This is a genomic window from Nocardia ninae NBRC 108245 (assembly GCF_007990755.1).
In the GTDB taxonomy this organism is placed as follows: Bacteria; Actinomycetota; Actinomycetes; order Mycobacteriales; family Mycobacteriaceae; genus Nocardia; species Nocardia ninae.
On sequence record NZ_BJXA01000022.1, the window covers coordinates 90,272 to 110,419 of the forward strand.

The window sequence follows — 20,148 nt, forward strand, 5'->3', positions numbered from 1 at the left end:
GATCAACCTTAAGTGACGCGGCAACCGGATTATTCCCAGGTCGCGGCGCGGCACTAACCGCCAGGGCGCAGGACGACCCACAACGCGAGCAACGAGATGAAGGCGACGACGAGCAAGACGGTGGAAACACGAGGTCTGCCGGGCCGCGGCGGCAGGCGATGGCGCAGCCACACGCTCTCCACCGACGGGTCGGTCTCCCTGCGGACGTTCGGCGGCGCGTCCGGGGCCTCGGAACCAGGGGAACTGCCCGACGCTTCGCCATCGTCAGGGCCATCACCGGTAGCCATAGCCAGCACCGTAGTGGGGCCCGGCGCCGATTGCCGTAATTCCCGCGCGCCGCAACAGAGTTGGTACTCAGGCGAGACGTCGGGCGAAGACCTCCGTGGGGACCGCGTCGGCGACGTCGACGGTGAAGACGCGCAGGTCGACTGCGGTCGGAGTGAGATCGAGCACCATGAAGCCGAGCTGGTGATAGTTCTCGAACAGCGCGGTATTCCCGGCGCGGTGTCTGGCGTCTTCGGCACCGACGACCTTCGCGGCCGCGCCGGACACGATTTGCCTGGTGCCCTTGGAGGCGATGGTCGGCTCCAGCACCTGCAGCGCATGGTCGTGCCCGGACAGCAGGAACTGGCAGGTGCCCGCGACGTGATCCTCGATGAAGCGCTTGACGTGGATGCCGTTGATCGGTTCGATGGGCAGGCCCTCGTAGTTTCCGGCGTCGCCGTGCGGGCCGTTGCTGAGGTACGGGTGGTGGGTGCAGGCGATCTTCCAGGTGGCGGTGGACGCCGCGACCGCCTGGTCGAACCACGCGCGCTGCTCGTTCATGAACTGTCCGTCCACCGCCCAGTAGGGCGAGAAGACCGGCGGGATATAAGCGGCGAGCGGGTTGAGGTCGAGCACGAAGAACTCGACGACGGGGTTGTGCTCCGGCACCCGCACCGAGTAGTACCGGCTGGGCATCCACCAGCGCGGCGAGTTCGCGTGGTACTCGACCTCGTGGTTGCCGCGCAGCAGCCAGCCGCCGTCACCGGGCAGGACGGAGCTGGTGTCGTGGTTGCCGAGCACCATCAACCACGGGAAATCCAGTCCGGCATTGGGGTTTTCGAACTTGTCGGCGAACTGACGGTCGGTGCCGCTGCTCGGGCCCGCCTCGTAGATGTTGTCGCCGAGGCCGAGCGCGAGGGAGACGGGTTCCCGGCGGTGAAACGCACGCATGGCGTCGGCGACCGCCCACTGGGTGCGCGTTCCGGTGCCGGCGTCACCGGTCACCAGCACCCGCAACCGGTTTCCGGTCGGGAAGCCGAACTTGGTCACGCTGTCCGCAACCGGTACCGCCTGGGCGGGCGTCAAGCCGACCAGCGTCGCGATCCCCGCCGCACCGGCCAGGAAGCCCCGGCGACCAAAACTGTTGTCATGCATGCGATGTCCTCGAGAGTCCGTAGCCCACCCGGCTATCATCCTCGCCCATGGCGATGCCGGGTGGGCCGGGAGTGGACTACTTTGCCGCGGCTAGCGCTTTCTTGCTCCGGTCCAGGCCGAGCGCGTCGGACATGGTGAAGAACAGATCCGTCTGATCGGTGAGGCCGACCACGTTCGCGGCGTGCGGACCGTACGCGGCGACGCGCAGCTGGGTGCCGGTGTGCTCCTGCGAGCCGCCCGCGTCGGCGTTGCCGTAGGAGACGCCCATCTCGGCACCGTCCTTGGTGACGACCTTGCTGGTCAGCGACGGAGACTTGGTGTCGAGCGGGACGATCTGGCTGCTGTGCGCATGGTCGGCGGTGACGATCACGAGGGTGTTGCCGTCCTGCTCGGCGAAATCGAGCGCGGCCCGCACGGCCTCGTCCAGGTCGACGGTCTCACCGACCTGGCCACACGGGTTGGCATTGTGGTCCTGCTTGTCGATCGAGGCGCCCTCGACCTGGAGGAAGAAGCCGTCCTTGCGCGGCTTCAGCAGGTCGATCGCCTTGCGGGTCATCGTGGCCAGGTCGGGCTGGATGGCGGCGCGCTCGGGGTTGGGGCGGCAGGTCTGCGCGGGCAGGTTCAAGCCGTTCGGCACGGCGAGGTCACCGGTCCAGCGCACCGGCATGTTGCCGGGGCTGAACAGACCGAGCACGGGGGCGTCCTGGTCGGCTTTGGCGAGTCCGTCGAGACCGGCCTTGTCGGCGACGACGTTGTATCCGCGGGCCTTGGCCTGGTCGCGCAGGGTCTGGCCCTGCCACTGGCCTGCGGCCGCCTTCTGGTCGAAGCTCTTCGCGCCACCGCCGAGGGTGACGTCGGCACGCGTGTTCAGCAACTGCTCGCTGATGGAGCCGAGGCCGCCCTGCTCCAGCGCGTTGGTCGGGCACTTGAGCGCCGTCTCTTCCGGGCCGTAACACTTGCGGTCGGTGACGTGCGCGCCGAGCACGGCCGGGGTGGCGTCCTGGATCTCGGCGGTGGTCACGTTGCCGGTGGCCTTGCCGTTGGCCTTCGCGATCTCCAGCAGGTTGGTCTGTGGGGCGCCCTTCAGGTCGACGCCGATGGCGCCGTTGTAGGTCTTGGTTCCGGTCGCCCACGCGCTGCCGCTGGCGGCGGAATCGGTGACGTAGTCCGGCTTTCCGGTCTTCTTGTCCAGGGAGTAGTGGGTGTAGGAACCGGTGAGCGGGAGGGCGTCGATGCCCTTGAAGTAGCCGCCCGCACCCTCGGCGACGTTGCGCGCCACGGTGATTTCGGAGTCGCCCATGCCGTCGCCGATCAGCAGGATGACGTTCTTGGCCTGGTTACCGTTGAGCGAGGCGCGCAGGGCGTCGGTCCGGTCGCCGGTGGTGCGGCGGGCGCCGCCGTTATCACTCAGCGCGCCTTTGGCACCCGGGCTGAGGAGTTCGCCGTTGCCCTGCTTCGTGGTGTCGGACGAACCGCAGGCGGCCAGGGCTCCGACGAGAACGGCGGCACCCAGGACGGCACCGGCGCGGAAACGGCGGGGCATGGGGCGCGACGAGACAGAGGGCATCAGCGAAAACTCCGTTGTTCGTAGATACATGGGATGTTCGGAGCTTTACGAGGTCGTCTGAACAAAAAGGGTGCATCGAGCAACCGCACGGTTACCACACGATTACTCATTCACATGTTCGCATAAGTGAACACGTTGCAGGGTGGTCGAATTTCGCTGCTGCGCAGTTACTTTCATGCCGTCCGGCAGACGAGTCGAGCCGTCTGCCGGATCGAGCCGAGGGTGCAGAATGTCACTCTGCGCCCAGTACCTCCAGCACTCCTTCGCCATACTTGGCGAGTTTGTTCTCGCCGACGCCGGTGACCGTGCCGAGCTCGGCCAGGCTCGTCGGCTTGCGGGCAGCGATCTCGCGCAGGGTCGCGTCGTGGAAGACGACGTAGGCGGGAACGCCCTGTTCCTTGGAGGTCGCGGCCCGCCATTCGCGCAGCTTCTCGAACACCGGAACATCCGCGGGTGCCATCTCGGCGGCGGCCGCGGCCTTGCCTGCCTTGGCGGCCCGCGCCGGTTTCGTCGGCCGTTCGCGCTCGCGGCGCAACAGCACCTGACGACCCTCGAAGAGCACCTCGTTGCTCGCGTCGGTGAGCGTCAGCACGCCGTAGTCACCGTGCACGGCGAGCAATCCGCCTGCCAGCAATTGCCGCACCACACCGCGCCATTCGATGTCACGCAGATCGGTGCCGATCCCGAAGACCTTCAGCTCATGGTGGTCGTGCTGCAGCACCTTGGGATTCTTCTTGCCGAGCAGGATGTCGACGATGTGGCCGGCACCGAAGCTCTGGCCGCGTTCGCGTTTCAACCGCAGCACCGTCGACAGCAGCTTCTGCGCGGGGACGGTGCCGTCCCATGATTCGGCCGGGTTGAGGCAGGTATCGCAATTGCCGCACGGCTGCTGCTCGTGCTGACCGAAGTAGTTGAGCAGCTGCACTCGGCGGCAGGACACCGTCTCGCACAGCGCGAGCATGGCGTCCAGGTGCAGCTGCAACTGGCGGCGGTGGGCGGCGTCGCCCTCCGAGGAGTCGATCATCTTGCGTTGCTGCACAACGTCGTTCAGGCCGTACACCATCCACGCGGTGGAGGGCTGACCGTCGCGGCCCGCCCGGCCGGTCTCCTGGTAGTAGCCCTCCACGGACTTCGGCAGATCGAGATGAGCGACGAAACGCACGTCCGGCTTGTCGATGCCCATGCCGAAGGCGATGGTCGCCACCACGATCAGACCGTCCTCGCGGAGGAACCGCGTTTGGTTCTCCGCGCGGGTGCGGTTGTCCAAACCCGCGTGGTACGGCACCGCGCTGACACCGTTCTCGGTGAGGAACGCCGCGGTCTTCTCCACCGAATTGCGGGACAGGCAGTAGACGATGCCCGCGTCGCCTGCGTGTTCGGTGCGGATGAAGTCGAGCAGCTGCCGATCGGGCTTGTTCTTCGGCTCGATCCGATACTGGATATTGGGTCGATCGAAGCTCGCGACGAAGCGGCGGGCGTTGCCCAGGTCGAGGCGTTGCACGATCTCGTCGCTGGTCTTCGCGGTGGCGGTCGCGGTCAACGCGATGCGCGGCACGTCGGGCCAGCGCTCGTGCAGCATGGACAGCGCCAGATAGTCGGGGCGGAAATCGTGACCCCACTGCGAGACACAGTGCGCCTCATCGATCGCGAACAGCCCCACCTTGCCGCGATCGAACAGCTGCGCCGTCGATTCCAGCCGCAACCGCTCGGGCGCCAGGTACAGCAGGTCCAACTCCCCTGCCACGAACTGCGCCTCCACGGCGCGGCGCTCGTCCGGGAACTGGGTCGAATTCAAGAATCCGGCGCGCACACCGAGCGCGCTGAGCGCGTCCACCTGGTTCTGCATCAGCGCGATCAGCGGTGAGATCACCACGCCCACGCCGGGCCGGACCAGTGCGGGCACCTGATAGCAGAGCGACTTGCCGCCGCCGGTCGGCATGAGTACCAGCGCGTCACCGCCCGCGACCACGTGCTCCACGATTTCGCGCTGGTCGCCGCGGAAACTGTCGTAGCCGAAGACCCGGCGTAGAACCTCTTGCGCCGCACCGGATCCGGCGTCCATACCGGGATCGGTGTCGGTCGCCGCGGCCGCGAATGCATCGGGGAGAGTCACCCGGCCCATCCTACGAGTGCGCGTACGGGGCGCTACCGGTACGCCGTCAGAATCCCCAGCTCGGTTCTCGAGTACTCCACATGTGGATAGATCGACGGACGATCCGCGTTGCCGACGCACTGACCTGGGATTTCCGCACAACAACCGAATTCTGCCGCGCTGCCGGAGTATTGCGGTTTTGTTAGGTTGACGCACATGGCAACAGGGCTGGGGAGTAATCGAATTCGCGCGGCGATGCTCGCGGTCGCGGTCGCCGCAGGGCTGGTCGCGACAGCACCGACCGCCGGCGCCGACCCCGTCCCGTCGATGTGCGCCGACGGCTGGGAAGCGACCACGCTGGTCGAGGGGGTCGGCAATCTGGAGAACCTCGACTCCGACGGCGACGGCGGCTTCTACGTCACCGGCCTCCTCGACGGGTACTTCGCCAACGTCGACAGCGCGGGCCGGTTCGAGAAGCTACTGACCGGGCTCGACCATCCGGCCGGGGTCCGGGTCGCCGGGCCCTACGTGTACTTCCTCACCGGCGACGGGCTCACGGAAAAGCCCGGCACTCTGCAGCGATACGAGATCGCCACCGGCGCGACGACGGTCCTGCTGACGGAGCTGAACGGCCCGAACGGACTACTGCTGCTGCCGGACGGCGACCTCCTGTTCAGCACGATCGGCGTCAACGGGCCGCCCACCGGGATCGGGCGCTACCGGCCGTCCACCGGCGCCTACACCAAAACGTGGTCCAGCCTGCCGCTGACGAACGGCCTTGCGCTCGCACCGGACGGCAAGTCCATCTACACCGACAACCTGACCATGCGGATCTTCCGCATCCCCCTGGATGCTCCCGAGAGTCCGGTGGTCATCTCCGCGGTGCCGAATCTCGTTTCCATGCCCGACGATATGGAGGCCACCCGCACCGATACCCTGTACGTCGCCGACCACGCCTTCGGCTCCATCAATCAGGTGAACACCACGACGGGTGCCGCCTGCGCGATCATCACCGGCTTGATCAAGCCCGGACCGATGCGTAATCCGCCCGACGGCACCACCTCGGTACGCATCGCCCGTGACGGCGACGGCTGGGCGCTGTACGTCACCGGCATGGACGGAACGCTGCGCCGACTACGACCACCGGCGGGCATCGACCTCACCCCTGCCACGCCGAGCCGGTAGAACAAAAGGGTTGGACCCGCGCGGAAAGGAACCAGCATGCCGGAACCGGCTCCCATGATCGTCGCCACCCCGGACGATGCCGAAGACATCGCTCACCTGCGTAATCGGCTCGCCCAGTGGATGGTCGACAACGGCATCGGCCAGTGGGTGCCGGGCGAGTATCCGAGCACGCTCGTCGCCGAGGAAGCCGCGCGCGGCGAATGGTTCGTCTGGCGCGAGGCCGGCGCGCTGGTCGCCGCGGTCCGGGTGGTCTGGCGGGATCCGGAGTTCTGGGGCGCCGACGACGACACCGAGGCAGGCTATATCCACGGGCTGATGGTCGCGCCGGAACAGCGCGGACGCGACCTCGGTACCCGAATAATCCAGTTCTGCGCCGACTACACCCTCGCCAACGGCGTCACCCTGCAACGCCTGGACACCGCCGCCGATAACGCGGTGCTCCGGAAGTACTACACCGCACAGGGTTTCACCGAGCTCAGGGAGACGCGGTTGCCGCCCCAGTTCCACGGCACGACGCACGTCGTCCTGATGGAGAAGATGCTGGCCTGATGACCGGAACGGCCCCCAGGTACCTCTATCTCGCCCGGCACGGCGAGGCGACACCGGACGAGAGTGCACTGAGCGAACGCGGTCGCAGCCAGGCCTGGCTGCTCGGTGAGCGGCTGCGCGGTAGTTCGCTCGCCCAGGTCCACCACGGTCCGCTGCCCCAGGTGACGCAGACGGCGCAACTGATCGGCGAGCGCCTGGACGGCGTGCCGCTGCACGCCGCCGAGTCGGCCGGTGACTACCTGCCTTATCTGCCACGGAAAGACGAACTGCCCGCAGCATCCGCGGACGCCATCCTCGGCTTCCTCACCCAATTCCCCGCCGAGCAGCGGTCGCGCGGACCGCAACTGGCGCAGGCAGCCGTGGAGCAGTTCACCGGACCGGTCGCGGGCGATACTCCCCGGCACGAACTGCTGGTGACGCACGCGTTCCTCATCGGATGGCTGGTGCGGGCCGCGTTGGACGCACCGAAATGGCGTTGGATAGGGATCAGCCCAGCCAACGCCGCGCTCACAGTGATCCGTTACGCCCCAGGCAGACCCGATTCGGTGCTGTTCTTCAACGACACCGGCCACCTACCACCGGACCTGCGCTGGACCGGGTACCCACCGGAACTACACCTCTGAGAAACGGAGCTGCGGAGCGGTCAGGTGCAGCTCGACCTGGCCCGGCACCGGGGTGCCGGCCACCCGACGGTGCCGACGGGCTGCGCGAAATCGCCCGCCGCGTGCACCGGCACGCAGCCATGGTCGCGGCGATGTACGCGAGCTACATCGACCGACCCCGGTGTACGACTCAGGCCCGCAGCCGACGCAACGTCTCGTCGTGCAGCAACCCATTCGTCGCGACAGCGTCACCACCATGCGGACCGGGCTCCCCGGCCAGCGAGGTGAACCGCCCACCCGCCTCACGGACCAGAATGTCGAGCGCAGCCAGATCCCACAGCGAAACCTCGGGCTCGGTCGCGATATCGAGCGCACCCTCCGCCAGCAGGCAGTAGGTGAAGAAGTCGCCGTAACCCCGCACCCGCCACACATCGTCGGTGAGCGCCAGGAAGTTCTCCCGCAACCCACGCTCCCGCCAACCGGACAGGCTGGAGAAACCCAGGCTGGCCGACCCGAGTTCGCCGACGGCGGACACCGAAATCGGTTTCGGTACTTCGGCATCGAAGCTCGCCCAGGCACCCGACCCGGCCGCCGCCCACCAGCGCCGCGACAGCGCGGGCGCGCTCACCACACCGACCTTCGGCACACCGTCTTCCAGCAAGGCGATGAGCGTGGCCCAAATCGGCACCCCGCGAACGAAGTTCTTCGTGCCGTCGATCGGATCGATCACCCACTGCCGTCCGCTGAACTCGGCATCCCCGCCGAACTCCTCCCCCAGCACCGAATCGTCCGGCCGCTGCTCGCGGAGCACCTGCCGGATCGCCTGCTCCACCGCAAGGTCGGCATCCGAGACCGGCGTCAGATCCGGCTTCGCATCCACCTTCAGATCCAGCGCCCCGAACCGTGCCCGGGTGATGCCGTCGGCCGCATCGGCCAACCGCAGCGCAAGTTCCAGGTCAGAAGAGTCCACAGCCACGCCCGCACCTTAATGGATGCCGGAAATCGGAGTCCGTGGTGCTGGCTCACGCCACTGCGGAAACCGTGCGAGCCGCGACCAAAGCGTCGGCCCACCACTGCAACTGATCGAGCATCGCCAGCGCCGCCTCAGCAGGCTCCTCCGGTTCACGCAAACGGCCGTCCTCATCGAAGAGCAGGTAGTAGCGCGGGAACGCGACGTAGTTGCGCACGGTATGCGCGTTGAGCTCGCCGAAGATCTGCCGCAGATGCTCGATGGCGAGCAGCCCGCCGCTCGCGCCGCTGTAACCGACGAAACCGATTGCCTTGGCGTCCCACTGGGTGAAATGCCAATCGATAACAGCCTTCAGCGCGGCCGGGATGCTGCGGTTGTAATCGGGCGTGACGATCACGAACGCGTCGGCCGCGGCGAGCCGCTCGGTGAGATCGACCATGCCGGCGGGCCGCTCGGGATTCGGTTCCAGCGCTGGTGGGGCGGCGGGCAACGCCAGCGGCAGGTCCGCCTGCGCCAGATCGATGACGTCCACCTCGAACGCACCGTGGCTCCTGGCGTGCTCGGTGAACCATTCGGCCACCACCGGTCCGAAGCGTCCTTCCCGAACGCTGCCGATGATCACCGCGAGTTTCAATGCCGACATCGAGTTCCTCCTAACAAATCGGCGACCGGTTTCGGCCGCTCCTCCAATCTGCTGGTCGCCGCGCCGACCAGGAAGGCCGCCGTAAGGGTGGTAGTGGCAGGGACACCCTCCGGCCGCCGCCGCTTGTTAGGTTCGAGAGGTGAGTGACAACGAGCTGGGCCTGTTCCTGCGCACCCGGCGCGAGGCCCTGTCCCCGGCCCAGGTCGGCCTGCCCACCGGCGCGCGCCGCCGCACGCCGGGCCTGCGCCGCGCCGAACTGGCCACGCTGGCCGGAGTCAGCGTCGAGTACATAACCCGGCTCGAACAGGGCCGAGATCGCCGGCCCTCACCTCAGGTACTTTCCGCGCTCGCCGACGCGCTGCGCCTCGCCCCGAGCGAGCGAGTCCACCTGCACCGCCTCACCAAATCCGCCGACCTCGGCTTCAGCTGCATGGGCGGCGCCCAACCGCTGCGCGAGGTTCGTCCCGCGGTCCGCGCCATTCTCGACCGCCTCGAACCCGCGCCCGCGGTGGTCGTGAACAGACTCACCGAGGTGCTCGCCTACACGGCGGGCTACCACCGCGTGATGGCGCCGATCGGCCTGTTCGAGAGCGGTCCCGCAAACCTGGCCCGCTTCGCGTTCACCGATCCCCGCGCCCGCACGGCCTACCCGGACTGGAGTCACGTGGCCGACCACGAGGTCGCCACCCTCAAACATGGTCCGTTCCGCAAGGATCCGCACATCGCGGCGCTCGCCGACGAACTCACCGTCACCGTCGGCCCGGAATTCACCGACCGTGTCGAGACGGTGCCCAGCCTGCCCGCCGCCACCGGCATCACCCGCCTCGTCCACCCCGAGGCAGGCCAACTGCGCTTGGCCTTCGAAATCCTGGACCTCTCCGCGGACGACGATCAACGCCTGATCGTCCATCTCCCCGCCGACGAAGCCACCGCCACCGCTCTGGACAAGCTGACGGGCATCCGCCCCGGTGCGCTCCGCGCGGTCTAGCCGATAAGTCGGTCAGTACATCGCGCGGCCAAGCCGACAGGTCGCCCCAGCACGCCGTGCGATCTTGCCGATAAGCACCCCTTCACCACGCCACAGCAGCACACACGCGACGCACCGAGCCACGGCACCGCCGCGCATTCGGGTCTTCCCCAATTCATCAATCCACGAACGCAACCCATTCGAGCCGCACCACTGCTATAGCGGCTACGCCGAACCAGTAGGCTTGACCACCGTGCATCCTGACGTTTCCGCTGATCTCGCCGAACTCGACGCCACCCTCAAGACGGTCGAATCGGTCCTCGACATCGAGGAGCTGCGCCGACGTATCGACGAGCTCGAGCACCAAGCCGCAGATCCCGATTTGTGGAACGACCAGGATCACGCGCAGCAGGTGACGAGCGAGCTCTCGCATGCCCAGGGTGAGCTGCGCCGGGTGGAGGAATTGCGGCAGCGCCTCGACGACCTACCGGTGCTGTACGAACTGGCCGAGGGCGAAGAGGGCGAGTCGCGCGAGACCGCGCTCGCCGACGCCGACGCCGAACGCGCCGCACTGCACGGTGACGTGGAGGCGATGGAGGTCCGCACCCTGCTCTCGGGCGAGTACGACAAGCGTGACGCGCTGGTCAACATTCGCTCCGGCGCCGGTGGCGTGGACGCCGCCGACTGGGCCGAGATGCTGATGCGCATGTACATCCGCTGGGCCGACCGGCACAAGTACTCCGTCGAGGTCTACGACACCTCCTACGCCGAAGAGGCGGGCATCAAGAGCGCCACCTTCGCGGTGAAGACGCCCTACGCCTACGGCACCCTCTCGGTCGAGATGGGCACGCACCGCCTGGTGCGGATCAGCCCGTTCGACAACCAGGGCCGCCGCCAGACCTCCTTCGCCGAGGTCGAGGTGCTGCCGGTGGTGGAGACCACCGACCACATCGAGATCCCCGAGGGCGAGATCCGGGTCGACGTGTACCGGTCCTCGGGCCCCGGCGGTCAGAGCGTCAACACCACCGACTCGGCGGTGCGCCTGACGCACATTCCGACCGGCATCGTCGTCACCTGCCAGAACGAGAAGTCGCAGCTGCAGAACAAGATCTCCGCCATGCGCGTGCTGCAGGCCAAGCTGCTGGAACGCAAGCGCCAGGAGGAGCGCGCCGAGATGGACGCGCTGAAGACCAACGAGGGTGCGTCCTGGGGCAACCAGATGCGCTCCTACGTGCTGCACCCGTACCAGATGGTCAAGGACCTGCGGACCAACTATGAGGTCAACAACCCGTCGGCGGTGCTCGACGGCGATATCGACGGCTTCATCGAATCGGGCATCCGCTGGCGTATGCGTGAGCAGCCGAGTTAATTGTTGCGGTTAGTGCAACAGCCGACGAGCAGTGCCGCTTGCGCGGAATGGTAGGACGTACGGCGGTAACCTGTCTGGCGTGCGTCCAGTTGGGAGTTCAGTCGAGGTGTTGACCATGTCACTCGCGACGACCTCGGAGACGACGAACTGGCTACGTTCCAACGGGCTCGAGATCGTGCTGTTGATCCTCGGTGCCATCCTGTTCAGCCGGTTCGCCACCTTCATCAGAGATCGGATCACTCGTAAGATCGATGAGGGCTTCCAGGGCGGCGACGCGCTGGTGCGGTCCGAGGCGGCCAAGCACCGGCACGCGCTGGCGCAGGTGGTCACCTGGGTGGTGCTGACCATTGTCTATGTGCTGGTCGGCATGGAGGTGCTGCGCAGGCTCGGCTTCGCGATCACCGGGCTGGTCGCCCCCGCTGCGGTGCTCGGTGCGGCGCTCGGTTTCGGCGCGCAGCGCATCGTGCAGGACATCCTGGCCGGGTTCTTCCTGATCACCGAACGTCAATACGGCTTCGGTGACGTAGTTCGCATCGCGGTGACTGGAGCCGCGGAGATGGCAGAGGGTACCGTCGAAGACGTCACGTTGCGGATCACCACACTGCGCAACTCCGACGGTGAAGTGATCACCGTGCCCAACGGCCAGATCGTGAAAGTGACGAATCTGTCGAAGGATTGGGCACGCGCCGCGATCGACGTTCCGGTGTCCGCGAGCGCGGACATCACCAGGGTCAACGAGATCCTGCACGAGGTCGGTACAAGGGCGTACGAAGACGCTCGTCTCAAGCCACTGCTACTCGACGAGCCCACGGTGATGGGCGTCGAGGATTTGACCGTTGATCAAATGAACATCCGAATGGTTGCCCGCACCTTGCCGGGCAAACAGTTCGAAGTCGGACGCGAACTGCGGGTACGAGTAGCCGCTGCGTTGCGCCGGGAGGGAATCAGTGAGACCACGTAGAACCATCACGCTCTTGAAGGAATCGGTGCGACCCACCACACTCCTGAAGGAATCGAGGCCACGGCGATCCACCGCGATCCTGATAGCCACCTGGGTCGCCACCTTCGTGCTGTACCTGGTGGTCAAACCGGATCAACCGTATACGCCGCAGTCGAGCCTGAACACCGTTCCGGCAGCGGTGAATCCGGCCGTCGCCCCACGCTGAGCTCGGCGGACTCGCCGGGCCTCGGCGCTCGGCAACGCGGTGCGCACGGGGTTGCTGGTTACACTGGCTCCCCGTGATCACCATGCGGAACGTCACCAAGTCGTACAAGACCTCGACGCGACCCGCGCTGGACAACATCACCGTCGATGTGGGCAAGGGCGAGTTCGTCTTCATCATCGGACCGTCCGGCTCGGGCAAGTCCACCTTCATGCGACTACTGCTCAAAGAGGAGAGCCCCACCGCGGGGCAGATCCAGGTCGCCGACTTCCGGGTCGACCGGCTGCCGGGCCGCAAGGTGCCCAAGTTGCGCCAGCGGATGGGATGCGTGTTCCAGGACTTCCGGCTGTTGCAGCAGAAGTCGGTGCACGACAACGTCGCGTTCGCGCTGGAGGTGATCGGCAAGCGACGCCAGTTCATCGAGCGCACCGTCCCCGAGGTGCTCGACATGGTGGGTCTCGGCGGCAAAGCCGATCGACTACCTTCCGAGCTTTCCGGTGGCGAACAGCAGCGGGTGGCGATCGCCCGCGCCTTCGTGAACCGGCCGCTGGTCCTGCTGGCCGACGAACCGACCGGCAATCTCGACCCGGACACCAGCGGCGACATCATGATGCTGCTGGAGCGGATCAACCGGATCGGTACCACGGTGCTGATGGCCACCCATGACAACCACATCGTCGACGCCATGCGCAGGCGGGTGATCGAACTCGACCGCGGCCGCCTGGTGCGCGACGAGGCGACCGGTGTGTACGGGGTGGATCGCTGATGCGCGCGAGTTTCCTGTTCAGCGAGGTCTTCGCCGGCCTTCGGCGCAATGTCACGATGACCATCGCGATGATCCTGACCGTCGCGGTCTCGCTCACCATGCTGGGCGGCGGCCTGCTCGCGGTGCGCATCGCGGACAAGACCGAGCAGTACTTCCTGGATCGGCTGGAGGTGCGGCTGTATCTCACCGAGGACATCTCGGCGAACGACCCGGACTGCTCCCGCGACCCGTGTAAGACGCTGATGGCGGATCTGAAGTCGACCAAGGATGTCGAATCGGTTCAGTACCTCAGCCGCGACGACGCTGTCCGCGAGGCCAAGGAGAAGACGTTCAAGGACCAGCCCGAGCTGGCCAAATACGTCAGCGAGACGCCGCTGCCCGCGTCGCTGCGGGTGAAGATGCGTAATGCTGAGCTGTATCCGTCGATCTACGAGAAGTTCTATCAGCGACCAGGCGTCGGCATGGTGCGCAACGACAAGGACATCGTGGACCGGCTGGTCAGCCTGTTCGACGGGCTACGCAACGCCGCGTTCGGTCTTGCTGTGCTGCAAGCCTTGGCCGCGTTGCTGCTGATCGCGAACATGGTGCAGCTCGCCGCGTTCACCCGGCGCACCGAGGTCGGCATCATGCGCTTGGTGGGTGCGACCCGCTGGTATACCCAGCTGCCATTCCTGCTCGAAGCGGTGGTTGCCGCGCTGGCCGGTTCGCTGGTCGCGGTGATCGGGCTACTCGTCGCGCGGCCGCTGGTGATCGATCGCGCCCTCGGGGATCTGTTCTCCAGCAAGGTCTTTCCGCGGATCACCGGCGACGATATCGCGATGGTCGCGTTGGTGATCGCGCCGGTCGGCATCGTCTTCGCGGCACTGACCGCGTACGGGACATTGCGGTATTACGTGCGCGAGTAGCGGAGGTACGAGTCTCAGCGCGAGCCGGTCCAGGGTGCTGGGTCGGCTCGTGTTGTTCGAGGGGTCGGCCTCCGCGGACACTTTTCGTGCCGCACAGCGGTTTTCCGGCAGTCCGGCACCAAAAGTGGCCGGTAAGACCGGTGGGCAGGTCACTGACCGGCGGGCATCGCATCCCTGATCGAGGCTCGCTGCACGGTGAGCAGCGCGCGCTGCCGTTCGAGTTCGGCGATCTTGTTGTCCAGGTCGCTGTATCGGCTCTCGACGATCTGCACCGACTTGTCGCAGGACTGGATCCAGGCGCCGTGGTCCATCTCGCACGGCAGCAGGCCACGGATGTCCTCGGTGGACAGGCCCGCGGCCAGCATCGCTCTGATGCGACCCACCCGTTCGGGCGCATCGTCGGCATAGGACCGGTAGCCGAGCGAGTCCCGCTGCGGATAGAGCAAGCCCTGCTCCTCGTAGTACCTGAGCAAGCGGGTGCTCACGGCGGTACGGCGCGCCAACTCTCCGATCAACATCGCTTCCTCCGTTTGCCTTCACACTGATGTCAATTCCTAACTTGGCTCCCATGACAGCAATTCCCCTGCAGACCACCGTCACCGGTTCCGGACCCGGCGTGGTCCTCGCGCACGGCGCGGGCGGCACCATCGACACCAACTTCGGCGCACTGATTCCCGCACTGGCCGCGACGCACACCGTGGTCGCCGCCGACTATCCGGACAGCGATATCCAGCTCACCCTCGACGGTCTCGCCGACGCACTGGTCGCGGCCGCGGTCGACGGCGGGGTCGAGCAGTTCACCGTGCTCGGTTATTCACTCGGCAGCACGGTCGCCGTGCGCGCCGCGGTGCGTCATCCGGAGCGGGTGCGCGGCCTGATCCTCGCTGCGGGGTTCGCCAAGGCCGACAACCGTGCTCGCCTCGCCGTGCAGATCTGGCAGAACCTCCTCGATCGTGGCGACCATGCGACCTTCTCCCGCCTGACTCTCTCGCAGGCGTTCAGCGCCGCGTTCCTCAACGGGCTGCCCGCTGACCAGGTCGACGAGTTCGCTCGCGCGGGCGTGACAACCATTCCGGGCGGCACCAGCCAGCAGGCGAGTCTGGTCGAAAGCGTCGACACGACCGGTGATTTGGGGCGGATTGCCGTGCCGACGCTGGTAGTCAATGCCACCGAGGACCTGCTGATCGATCCGTCGAACTCGCGATTCCTCGCCGGCACCATCCCTGGCGCGGAATACGCCGAGATCGCGGCAGGACACGTTTTCATGGCTGAGCAGCCCGAGCAGTGGCGCAAGATCGTCGAGGACTTCCTCGTCCGCCACCAGCTCTGATTCATCGCCGGACGGGACATGGCTGCGGTGTCCACCGAGTGTGGCCGCCGTCAGGTCCCGCTCGGCGCGCTGGATCGAGTGCCGCCGTCGTACTGTTCAGCCCGATAGTCGGCGGAGGATGCCCCTGTCGGCCCGGGCAGTCGGCGGAGCGTGCCCCGATCGGCCCAGGTGGCAGCCGAGGATGCCCCTGCCGGTCCGGGCAGTCAGGCCGGGGATGTCCGGATTCGGATAGGAGGGTCAGCCGAGATGTTTGGCTTGTGGCCAGAGTTCCGACCAGGAGGCGCGCGGGTTTCGGCAGACGAAGAGGGGTTCGCCCTGTTCGTCGTTGTCGATATCCAGGCCGTTGTCGATATGGCCTGCGGGTTGCAGGTCGGTGCAGAAGCGCGTCAGGTAGTCGCGCTCGAGGCCGACGGTGAGCACCTCGGTAGCGGTGTCGCTCGGCGGACCCCACCACCAGTAGGAATTGTGACCGGAGTGGGGTTTCGGCAGGTCGTAGGGTGCGCCGAAGCGTTCGATGGCACCGGCTTCGCCGTAGTTGGCGGTGAGGATGGCGACGTCGGGTCCGAGGCGGGCGCGCGCCTCGCCGACCTGCCTGGTGAATTCCGGCCAGCCGATCGTTTCGCCCGCGTCGTAGTTGACCGCGAGGACCGGTGTGTTCCTCAGCATCGAGACGGGCAGCACCGGCAGGAACAGTACCGCCGAGCCGATCGCATTCACCGCTACCACGAAACCGACTGCCGCCCAACGGGTTCGGCGGCGGTCCAGCCATGCCGCCACCGGCACCGCGCCCGCCGCGAGCAGGATCGGATACATCCCGCCCAGGTAGTACGCCTTCCCGCCGATCGCCAGGAACAGCACGAAAAGCAGGCCGTAGGCGATCACGAACGCCCGATACCGGACATCCCGCGCCAGCCGGCACAACCCGAACGCCCACAGCGGCACCAGCAACGGGCCCATCAGCCCGAATTGCAAGAGCACGAACATGATCGGCGTATCCGACGTGCCCGAGGACCCACCCGCGATCGCCCGGCCCATCTCCCCCTGCGGCCATCCGTTACCTGCCTGCCACACCAGATACGGCAGCCAGATCAGCACGGCAATCCCGATGGCTATAGCAAACCCTTTGGTGACGAACAGTTTTCGTGGACCGATCAGCAGCAGCGACACCAAGAGCGCGAGCACCGGGAAGATCAACAGCAGCTTGTTCTGTAGTCCTACGCCGACGACCAGGCCGATCACCAGCCACCACCGTGGACCGCTGAGCCACCCGGCGACTCGACGGGCCTGCTCACCATTCGCGCTCTCGGGAGATCCGCCGATCTCCCGGATCAGCCGCAACACCACCAGCGTCACCACCGACCACGCGGCCAGGTCGAACACCGCCGTACTCAGCATGTGCCCGACCCCCATGACGAACGCCGCGCTCGCCACCGCCGCGGCGGCCAACGCCTGCGCCGCCCGACCGCCACCGAGTTCCCGCGCCATCAGCCCGGCGCACACCACCACCAGGGTCGCCGCGAGCACCGCGGGCAGCCGCAGCATCAATAACGAATCGGGATCGATCGCCGCCATGGCCTTGGCCACCAGCGGCGTGAGCGGCGGCTGATCCGGGTAGCCCCAGGACAGGTGGCGACCCGCCGCAAGGAAGTACAGCTCGTCGCGGTGATACCCGTAGCGCGGGGCACAGGCGACCAAAACAACGGCAAACAACGCCGCGACTATGGGCACCCGTTCAGCCTGGCACAGATAAGCGGCGTATGCTGCACCTCGACGCGGTTCTTACTCTGGAGTAAGATAGTCTTACTCAGGAGTAAGATAGCCGGGACAAGACCTCACCCCACCCACCCGAGAAAACAGGTGATGATGAGCACTCGAGACAGCGCAACGAAGCGAAGTCCAGACACGTCCGCAGTCGGCCTCAGCCACCCCAAGCGGGACTGGATGGGCGCGGCCATGCGGGTGATGACGACCATTACCGGGTCGGAGCTCGCCGAGAAGTACAACCTGCGCAAGCCGATCGAGCGAGTCACCTACGAGGGCACCAAGACCGGCTTCCGCACGCTCGGCGCCGCCACCCGCGCCTTCGCCAAGGTCACCGGCAACGGTCAGCCGAAGCGGCTCGCCCCGAACGAGTCCAAGAACAAGGACTTCTTCGACCTCACCCCCAGCGACGAGCAGCAGATGATCGTCGAGACGGTGCGGGACTTCGCCGCCGAGATCCTGCGCCCGGCCGCCTACGACGCCGATGCCGCCGCGAAGGCTCCGCGCGACCTGCTCGAGCGCGCCGCCGAGCTGGGCATCACCCTGATCAACGTCCCCGAGGAGCTCGAGGGCGCTGCCTCGGAGCGCGGCGCGGTCACCAATTCCCTGGTAGCCGAGGCGCTTTCGCACGGTGACATGGGTCTGGCCCTGCCGATCCTGGCGCCGAGCGGTGTCGCGGTCGCGCTCTCCCAGTGGGGCACCGACGCGCAGCAGAAGACCTACCTGCCCGCCTTCACCGGCGAGAACGTGCCGCAGGCCTCCGTGGTGATCAGCGAGCCGCGCGCCCTGTTCGACCCGTTCGCGTTGCAGACCAAGGCCGTTCGCTCGCCGAGCGGCTACCGGATCTCCGGTGTGAAGAGCCTGGTGCCCGCCGCCGCGGATGCCGAGCTGTTCTTGATCGCCGCCGAACTCGACGGTCGCCCTTCGCTTTTCATCGTGCCGTCGGACACCCCCGGCCTGGTGGTCGAGGCCGATCCGAGCATGGGTCTGCGGGCCGCCGGTCTCGGCAGGCTGCTGCTGGACAATGTCGCGGTCGGCACCGACGCCATCCTCGGTGACGGCGACGCCAAGCAGCGTGCCGAGGACTACGCCGACGCCGTGCGGCTGGCCCGTCTCGGCTGGGCTTCGCTCGCGGTCGGCACCGGCCAGGCCGTGCTGGACTACGTGATTCCGTACGTGAACGAGCGGGTGGCGTTCGGCGAGCCGATCTCGCACCGGCAGGCGGTCGCCTTCATGGTCGCCAACATCGCGATCGAGCTCGACGGCCTGCGGCTGGTGACCCTGCGTGGCGCGTCGCGCGCGGAACAGGGTCTGTCGTTCGCCCGCGAGGCGTCGCTGGCCCGAAAGCTGGCCACGGACAAGGGAATGCAGATCGGCTTGGACGGCGTGCAGCTGCTCGGCGGCCACGGCTTCACCAAGGAACACCCGGTCGAGCGCTGGTACCGCGACCTGCGGGGCATCGGCGTCGCCGAAGGTGTCGTGCTCATCTAACCGGCTCGTTCCTTACCTTCCAGGAGACTTCCCATGATCAACCTCGAACTCCCCAAGAAGCTGCGGGCCAGCGCAAACCAGGCCCATCAGGTCGCGACCGAGATCTTCCGGCCGATCTCGCGCAAGTACGACCTCGCCGAGCACGAGTACCCGGTCGAGCTGGACACCATGGCCGCCATGGTGGAAGGCCTCGCCGACTCCGGCACCCAGAAGATCGGCGGCGCCGCCGGTGGCCGCGAGGACGACAGCGAGTCGGACAACCACGCCACCGAGCTGCTCGGAAACTCCAACGGCGGCAACATGTCCGCGCTGTTGAACGCCCTGGAGACCTCCTGGGGTGACGTCGGCCTGATGCTCTCGATCCCCTACCAGGGGCTCGGCAACGCGGCCATCGCCGCCGTCGCCACCGACGAGCAGCTGAAGCGGTTCGGCAAGGTGTGGGCCTCGATGGCGATCACCGAGCCGTCGTTCGGTTCCGACTCCGCGGCCGTCAGCACCACCGCCGTGCTCGACGGCGACGAGTGGGTGCTCAATGGCGAGAAGATCTTCGTGACCGCGGGTCAGCGGTCCACCCACATCGTGGTGTGGGCGACCGTCGACAAGAGCCTGGGCCGGGCGGCGATCAAGTCGTTCGTCGTGCCGCGCGACGCTCCGGGGCTTTCGGTGGCCCGGCTCGAGCACAAGCTCGGTATCAAGGCCTCCGACACCGCCGTATTGCTGTTGCAGGACTGCCGGATTCCGAAGGACAACATCCTCGGTAGCCCGGAAGTCAACGTGGAGAAGGGTTTTGCCGGGGTCATGCAGACCTTCGACAACACCCGTCCGCTGGTCGCCGCGATGGCGGTCGGTGTCGCCCGCGCCGCCCTCGAAGAGCTGCGTGCCATCCTGACCGACGCCGGTGTCGAGATCTCCTACGACACCCCGCCGAACAACCAGCACGCCGCGGCGGCCGAATTCCTGCGCATGGAAGCCGATTACGAGTCCGCCTACCTGCTGTCGCTGCGCGCCGCGTGGATGGCCGACAACAAGAAGCCGAACTCGCTCGAGGCCTCCATGTCCAAGGCCAAGGCCGGCCGCACCGGCACCGACGTCTCCCTCAAGGCCGTCGAACTCGCCGGCGCCATCGGCTACTCCCAGCGCACCCTGCTGGAGAAGTGGGGCCGCGACTCGAAGATCCTCGACATCTTCGAAGGGACCCAACAGATCCAGCAGCTCATCGTGGCGCGCCGGATCCTCGGCAAGACCAGCGCAGAGCTGAAGTAGTAAGTGGCACAAGGGAAACCGGTGTGAGCCCGTTCGGCGGACGCGCACCGGTTTTCTATTGCATCAGCAGCTGCATAGTTCGAGACCCGGGCCGTCAGTAGGCCGC

Annotated in this window: 20 protein-coding genes; 12 read left to right on the top strand and 8 right to left on the bottom strand. The window is 66.9% G+C overall.

Features of this window, described 5'->3' with window-relative positions; translation table 11 throughout:
• Positions 1-53 precede the first annotated feature (53 nt).
• The 4 genes from NN4_RS18240 to recQ all read right to left on the bottom strand — a co-directional run bounded on the left by NN4_RS18240 (position 54) and on the right by recQ (position 5,048).
• On the bottom strand, positions 54-287 hold the full coding sequence (locus NN4_RS18240) for a WLR motif membrane protein (RefSeq protein WP_147132543.1): 234 nt from the start codon (positions 285-287) through the stop codon (positions 54-56).
• A gap of 67 nt (positions 288-354) precedes the next feature.
• A complete protein-coding gene (locus NN4_RS18245; RefSeq protein WP_147132546.1) occupies positions 355-1,419 on the bottom strand; it encodes a metallophosphoesterase in 1,065 nt (354 codons plus the stop codon).
• 76 nt (positions 1,420-1,495) lie between these two features.
• Entirely contained in the window at positions 1,496-2,986 is a 1,491-nt protein-coding gene (phoA, locus tag NN4_RS18250) for an alkaline phosphatase (RefSeq protein WP_371865677.1), read from the bottom strand.
• A gap of 232 nt (positions 2,987-3,218) precedes the next feature.
• On the bottom strand, positions 3,219-5,048 hold the full coding sequence (gene recQ / locus NN4_RS18255) for a DNA helicase RecQ (protein WP_186818496.1): 1,830 nt from the start codon (positions 5,046-5,048) through the stop codon (positions 3,219-3,221).
• A 246-nt stretch (positions 5,049-5,294) separates the two neighbouring features.
• Here recQ and NN4_RS18260 point away from each other — a divergent pair, with 246 nt between their 5' ends.
• The 3 genes from NN4_RS18260 to NN4_RS18270 are packed head-to-tail and all read left to right on the top strand — an operon-like array spanning position 5,295 to position 7,435.
• Positions 5,295-6,263, top strand: a complete 969-nt coding sequence (locus tag NN4_RS18260) for an SMP-30/gluconolactonase/LRE family protein (protein WP_147132552.1) — start codon at positions 5,295-5,297, stop codon at positions 6,261-6,263.
• A 36-nt stretch (positions 6,264-6,299) separates the two neighbouring features.
• Positions 6,300-6,812, top strand: coding sequence for a GNAT family N-acetyltransferase (locus tag NN4_RS18265; protein ID WP_246180938.1), 513 nt, complete (start codon positions 6,300-6,302; stop codon positions 6,810-6,812).
• Positions 6,812-7,435, top strand: a complete 624-nt coding sequence (locus NN4_RS18270; RefSeq protein WP_147132555.1) for a histidine phosphatase family protein — start codon at positions 6,812-6,814, stop codon at positions 7,433-7,435. The genes NN4_RS18265 and NN4_RS18270 overlap by 1 nt, the downstream gene beginning before the upstream one ends.
• Before the next feature lie 169 nt (positions 7,436-7,604).
• Here the strand turns inward: NN4_RS18270 and hisN are convergent, their stop codons facing one another.
• The gene (hisN, locus tag NN4_RS18275; protein WP_147132558.1) at positions 7,605-8,390 is read right to left on the bottom strand and encodes a histidinol-phosphatase; all 786 of its coding nucleotides are present in this window, start codon (positions 8,388-8,390) and stop codon (positions 7,605-7,607) included.
• A 46-nt stretch (positions 8,391-8,436) separates the two neighbouring features.
• Positions 8,437-9,027, bottom strand: a complete 591-nt coding sequence (locus NN4_RS18280; protein WP_147132561.1) for an NADPH-dependent FMN reductase — start codon at positions 9,025-9,027, stop codon at positions 8,437-8,439.
• A 139-nt stretch (positions 9,028-9,166) separates the two neighbouring features.
• On the opposite strand from NN4_RS18280, the gene NN4_RS18285 reads away from it, so the two are divergent.
• From NN4_RS18285 to ftsX, 6 genes are all read left to right on the top strand, one after another.
• Entirely contained in the window at positions 9,167-10,015 is an 849-nt protein-coding gene (locus NN4_RS18285; RefSeq protein WP_147132564.1) for a helix-turn-helix transcriptional regulator, read from the top strand.
• Between the two features lie 232 nt (positions 10,016-10,247).
• Positions 10,248-11,363, top strand: coding sequence for a peptide chain release factor 2 (prfB, locus tag NN4_RS18290; protein WP_135232900.1), 1,116 nt, complete (start codon positions 10,248-10,250; stop codon positions 11,361-11,363).
• Between the two features lie 115 nt (positions 11,364-11,478).
• Positions 11,479-12,324, top strand: coding sequence for a mechanosensitive ion channel family protein (locus tag NN4_RS18295; RefSeq protein ID WP_107660856.1), 846 nt, complete (start codon positions 11,479-11,481; stop codon positions 12,322-12,324).
• Complete coding sequence (locus tag NN4_RS18300; RefSeq protein ID WP_135232901.1) at positions 12,311-12,529, top strand: Rv3103c transmembrane domain-containing protein; 219 nt, start codon at positions 12,311-12,313, stop codon at positions 12,527-12,529. Before NN4_RS18295 ends, NN4_RS18300 begins: the two co-directional genes overlap by 14 nt.
• 73 nt (positions 12,530-12,602) lie before the next feature.
• Positions 12,603-13,292 (top strand): cell division ATP-binding protein FtsE, encoded by a 690-nt coding sequence (ftsE, locus tag NN4_RS18305; protein ID WP_107658862.1) that lies wholly within the window; start codon positions 12,603-12,605, stop codon positions 13,290-13,292.
• On the top strand, positions 13,292-14,197 hold the full coding sequence (gene ftsX, locus NN4_RS18310; protein WP_147132566.1) for a permease-like cell division protein FtsX: 906 nt from the start codon (positions 13,292-13,294) through the stop codon (positions 14,195-14,197). The genes ftsE and ftsX overlap by 1 nt, the downstream gene beginning before the upstream one ends.
• Before the next feature lie 149 nt (positions 14,198-14,346).
• On the opposite strand, the gene NN4_RS18315 is transcribed toward ftsX, so the two are convergent.
• Positions 14,347-14,715, bottom strand: a complete 369-nt coding sequence (locus NN4_RS18315; protein ID WP_147132570.1) for a MerR family transcriptional regulator — start codon at positions 14,713-14,715, stop codon at positions 14,347-14,349.
• Positions 14,716-14,765: 50 nt separating this feature from the next.
• On the opposite strand from NN4_RS18315, the gene NN4_RS18320 reads away from it, so the two are divergent.
• A complete protein-coding gene (locus NN4_RS18320) occupies positions 14,766-15,527 on the top strand; it encodes an alpha/beta fold hydrolase (RefSeq protein ID WP_147132573.1) in 762 nt (253 codons plus the stop codon).
• 237 nt (positions 15,528-15,764) lie between these two features.
• On the opposite strand, the gene NN4_RS18325 is transcribed toward NN4_RS18320, so the two are convergent.
• Entirely contained in the window at positions 15,765-17,255 is a 1,491-nt protein-coding gene (locus NN4_RS18325) for an ArnT family glycosyltransferase (protein ID WP_147132576.1), read from the bottom strand.
• Positions 17,256-17,384: 129 nt separating this feature from the next.
• On the opposite strand from NN4_RS18325, the gene NN4_RS18330 reads away from it, so the two are divergent.
• Together NN4_RS18330 and NN4_RS18335 are read left to right on the top strand one after the other, a co-directional pair.
• On the top strand, positions 17,385-18,779 hold the full coding sequence (locus NN4_RS18330) for an acyl-CoA dehydrogenase family protein (protein ID WP_371865678.1): 1,395 nt from the start codon (positions 17,385-17,387) through the stop codon (positions 18,777-18,779).
• Between the two features lie 33 nt (positions 18,780-18,812).
• A complete protein-coding gene (locus tag NN4_RS18335) occupies positions 18,813-20,042 on the top strand; it encodes an acyl-CoA dehydrogenase family protein (protein ID WP_107658868.1) in 1,230 nt (409 codons plus the stop codon).
• The last annotated feature ends 106 nt before the right edge of the window (positions 20,043-20,148 follow it).

Excerpts from the sequence above, each read along its gene's own strand:
- NN4_RS18240 (WP_147132543.1), bottom strand. The coding sequence starts at position 287 with ATGGCTACCGGTGATGGCCCTGACGATGGCGAAGCGTCGGGCAGTTCC.
- NN4_RS18245 (WP_147132546.1), bottom strand. The coding sequence starts at position 1,419 with ATGCATGACAACAGTTTTGGTCGCCGGGGCTTCCTGGCCGGTGCGGCG.
- phoA (WP_371865677.1), bottom strand. The coding sequence starts at position 2,986 with ATGCCCTCTGTCTCGTCGCGCCCCATGCCCCGCCGTTTCCGCGCCGGT.
- recQ (WP_186818496.1), bottom strand. The coding sequence starts at position 5,048 with ATGGACGCCGGATCCGGTGCGGCGCAAGAGGTTCTACGCCGGGTCTTC.
- NN4_RS18260 (WP_147132552.1), top strand. The coding sequence starts at position 5,295 with ATGGCAACAGGGCTGGGGAGTAATCGAATTCGCGCGGCGATGCTCGCG.
- NN4_RS18265 (WP_246180938.1), top strand. The coding sequence starts at position 6,300 with ATGCCGGAACCGGCTCCCATGATCGTCGCCACCCCGGACGATGCCGAA.
- NN4_RS18270 (WP_147132555.1), top strand. The coding sequence starts at position 6,812 with ATGACCGGAACGGCCCCCAGGTACCTCTATCTCGCCCGGCACGGCGAG.
- NN4_RS18280 (WP_147132561.1), bottom strand. The coding sequence starts at position 9,027 with ATGTCGGCATTGAAACTCGCGGTGATCATCGGCAGCGTTCGGGAAGGA.
- NN4_RS18295 (WP_107660856.1), top strand. The coding sequence starts at position 11,479 with ATGTCACTCGCGACGACCTCGGAGACGACGAACTGGCTACGTTCCAAC.
- ftsX (WP_147132566.1), top strand. The coding sequence starts at position 13,292 with ATGCGCGCGAGTTTCCTGTTCAGCGAGGTCTTCGCCGGCCTTCGGCGC.
- NN4_RS18315 (WP_147132570.1), bottom strand. The coding sequence starts at position 14,715 with ATGTTGATCGGAGAGTTGGCGCGCCGTACCGCCGTGAGCACCCGCTTG.
- NN4_RS18320 (WP_147132573.1), top strand. The coding sequence starts at position 14,766 with ATGACAGCAATTCCCCTGCAGACCACCGTCACCGGTTCCGGACCCGGC.
- NN4_RS18335 (WP_107658868.1), top strand. The coding sequence starts at position 18,813 with ATGATCAACCTCGAACTCCCCAAGAAGCTGCGGGCCAGCGCAAACCAG.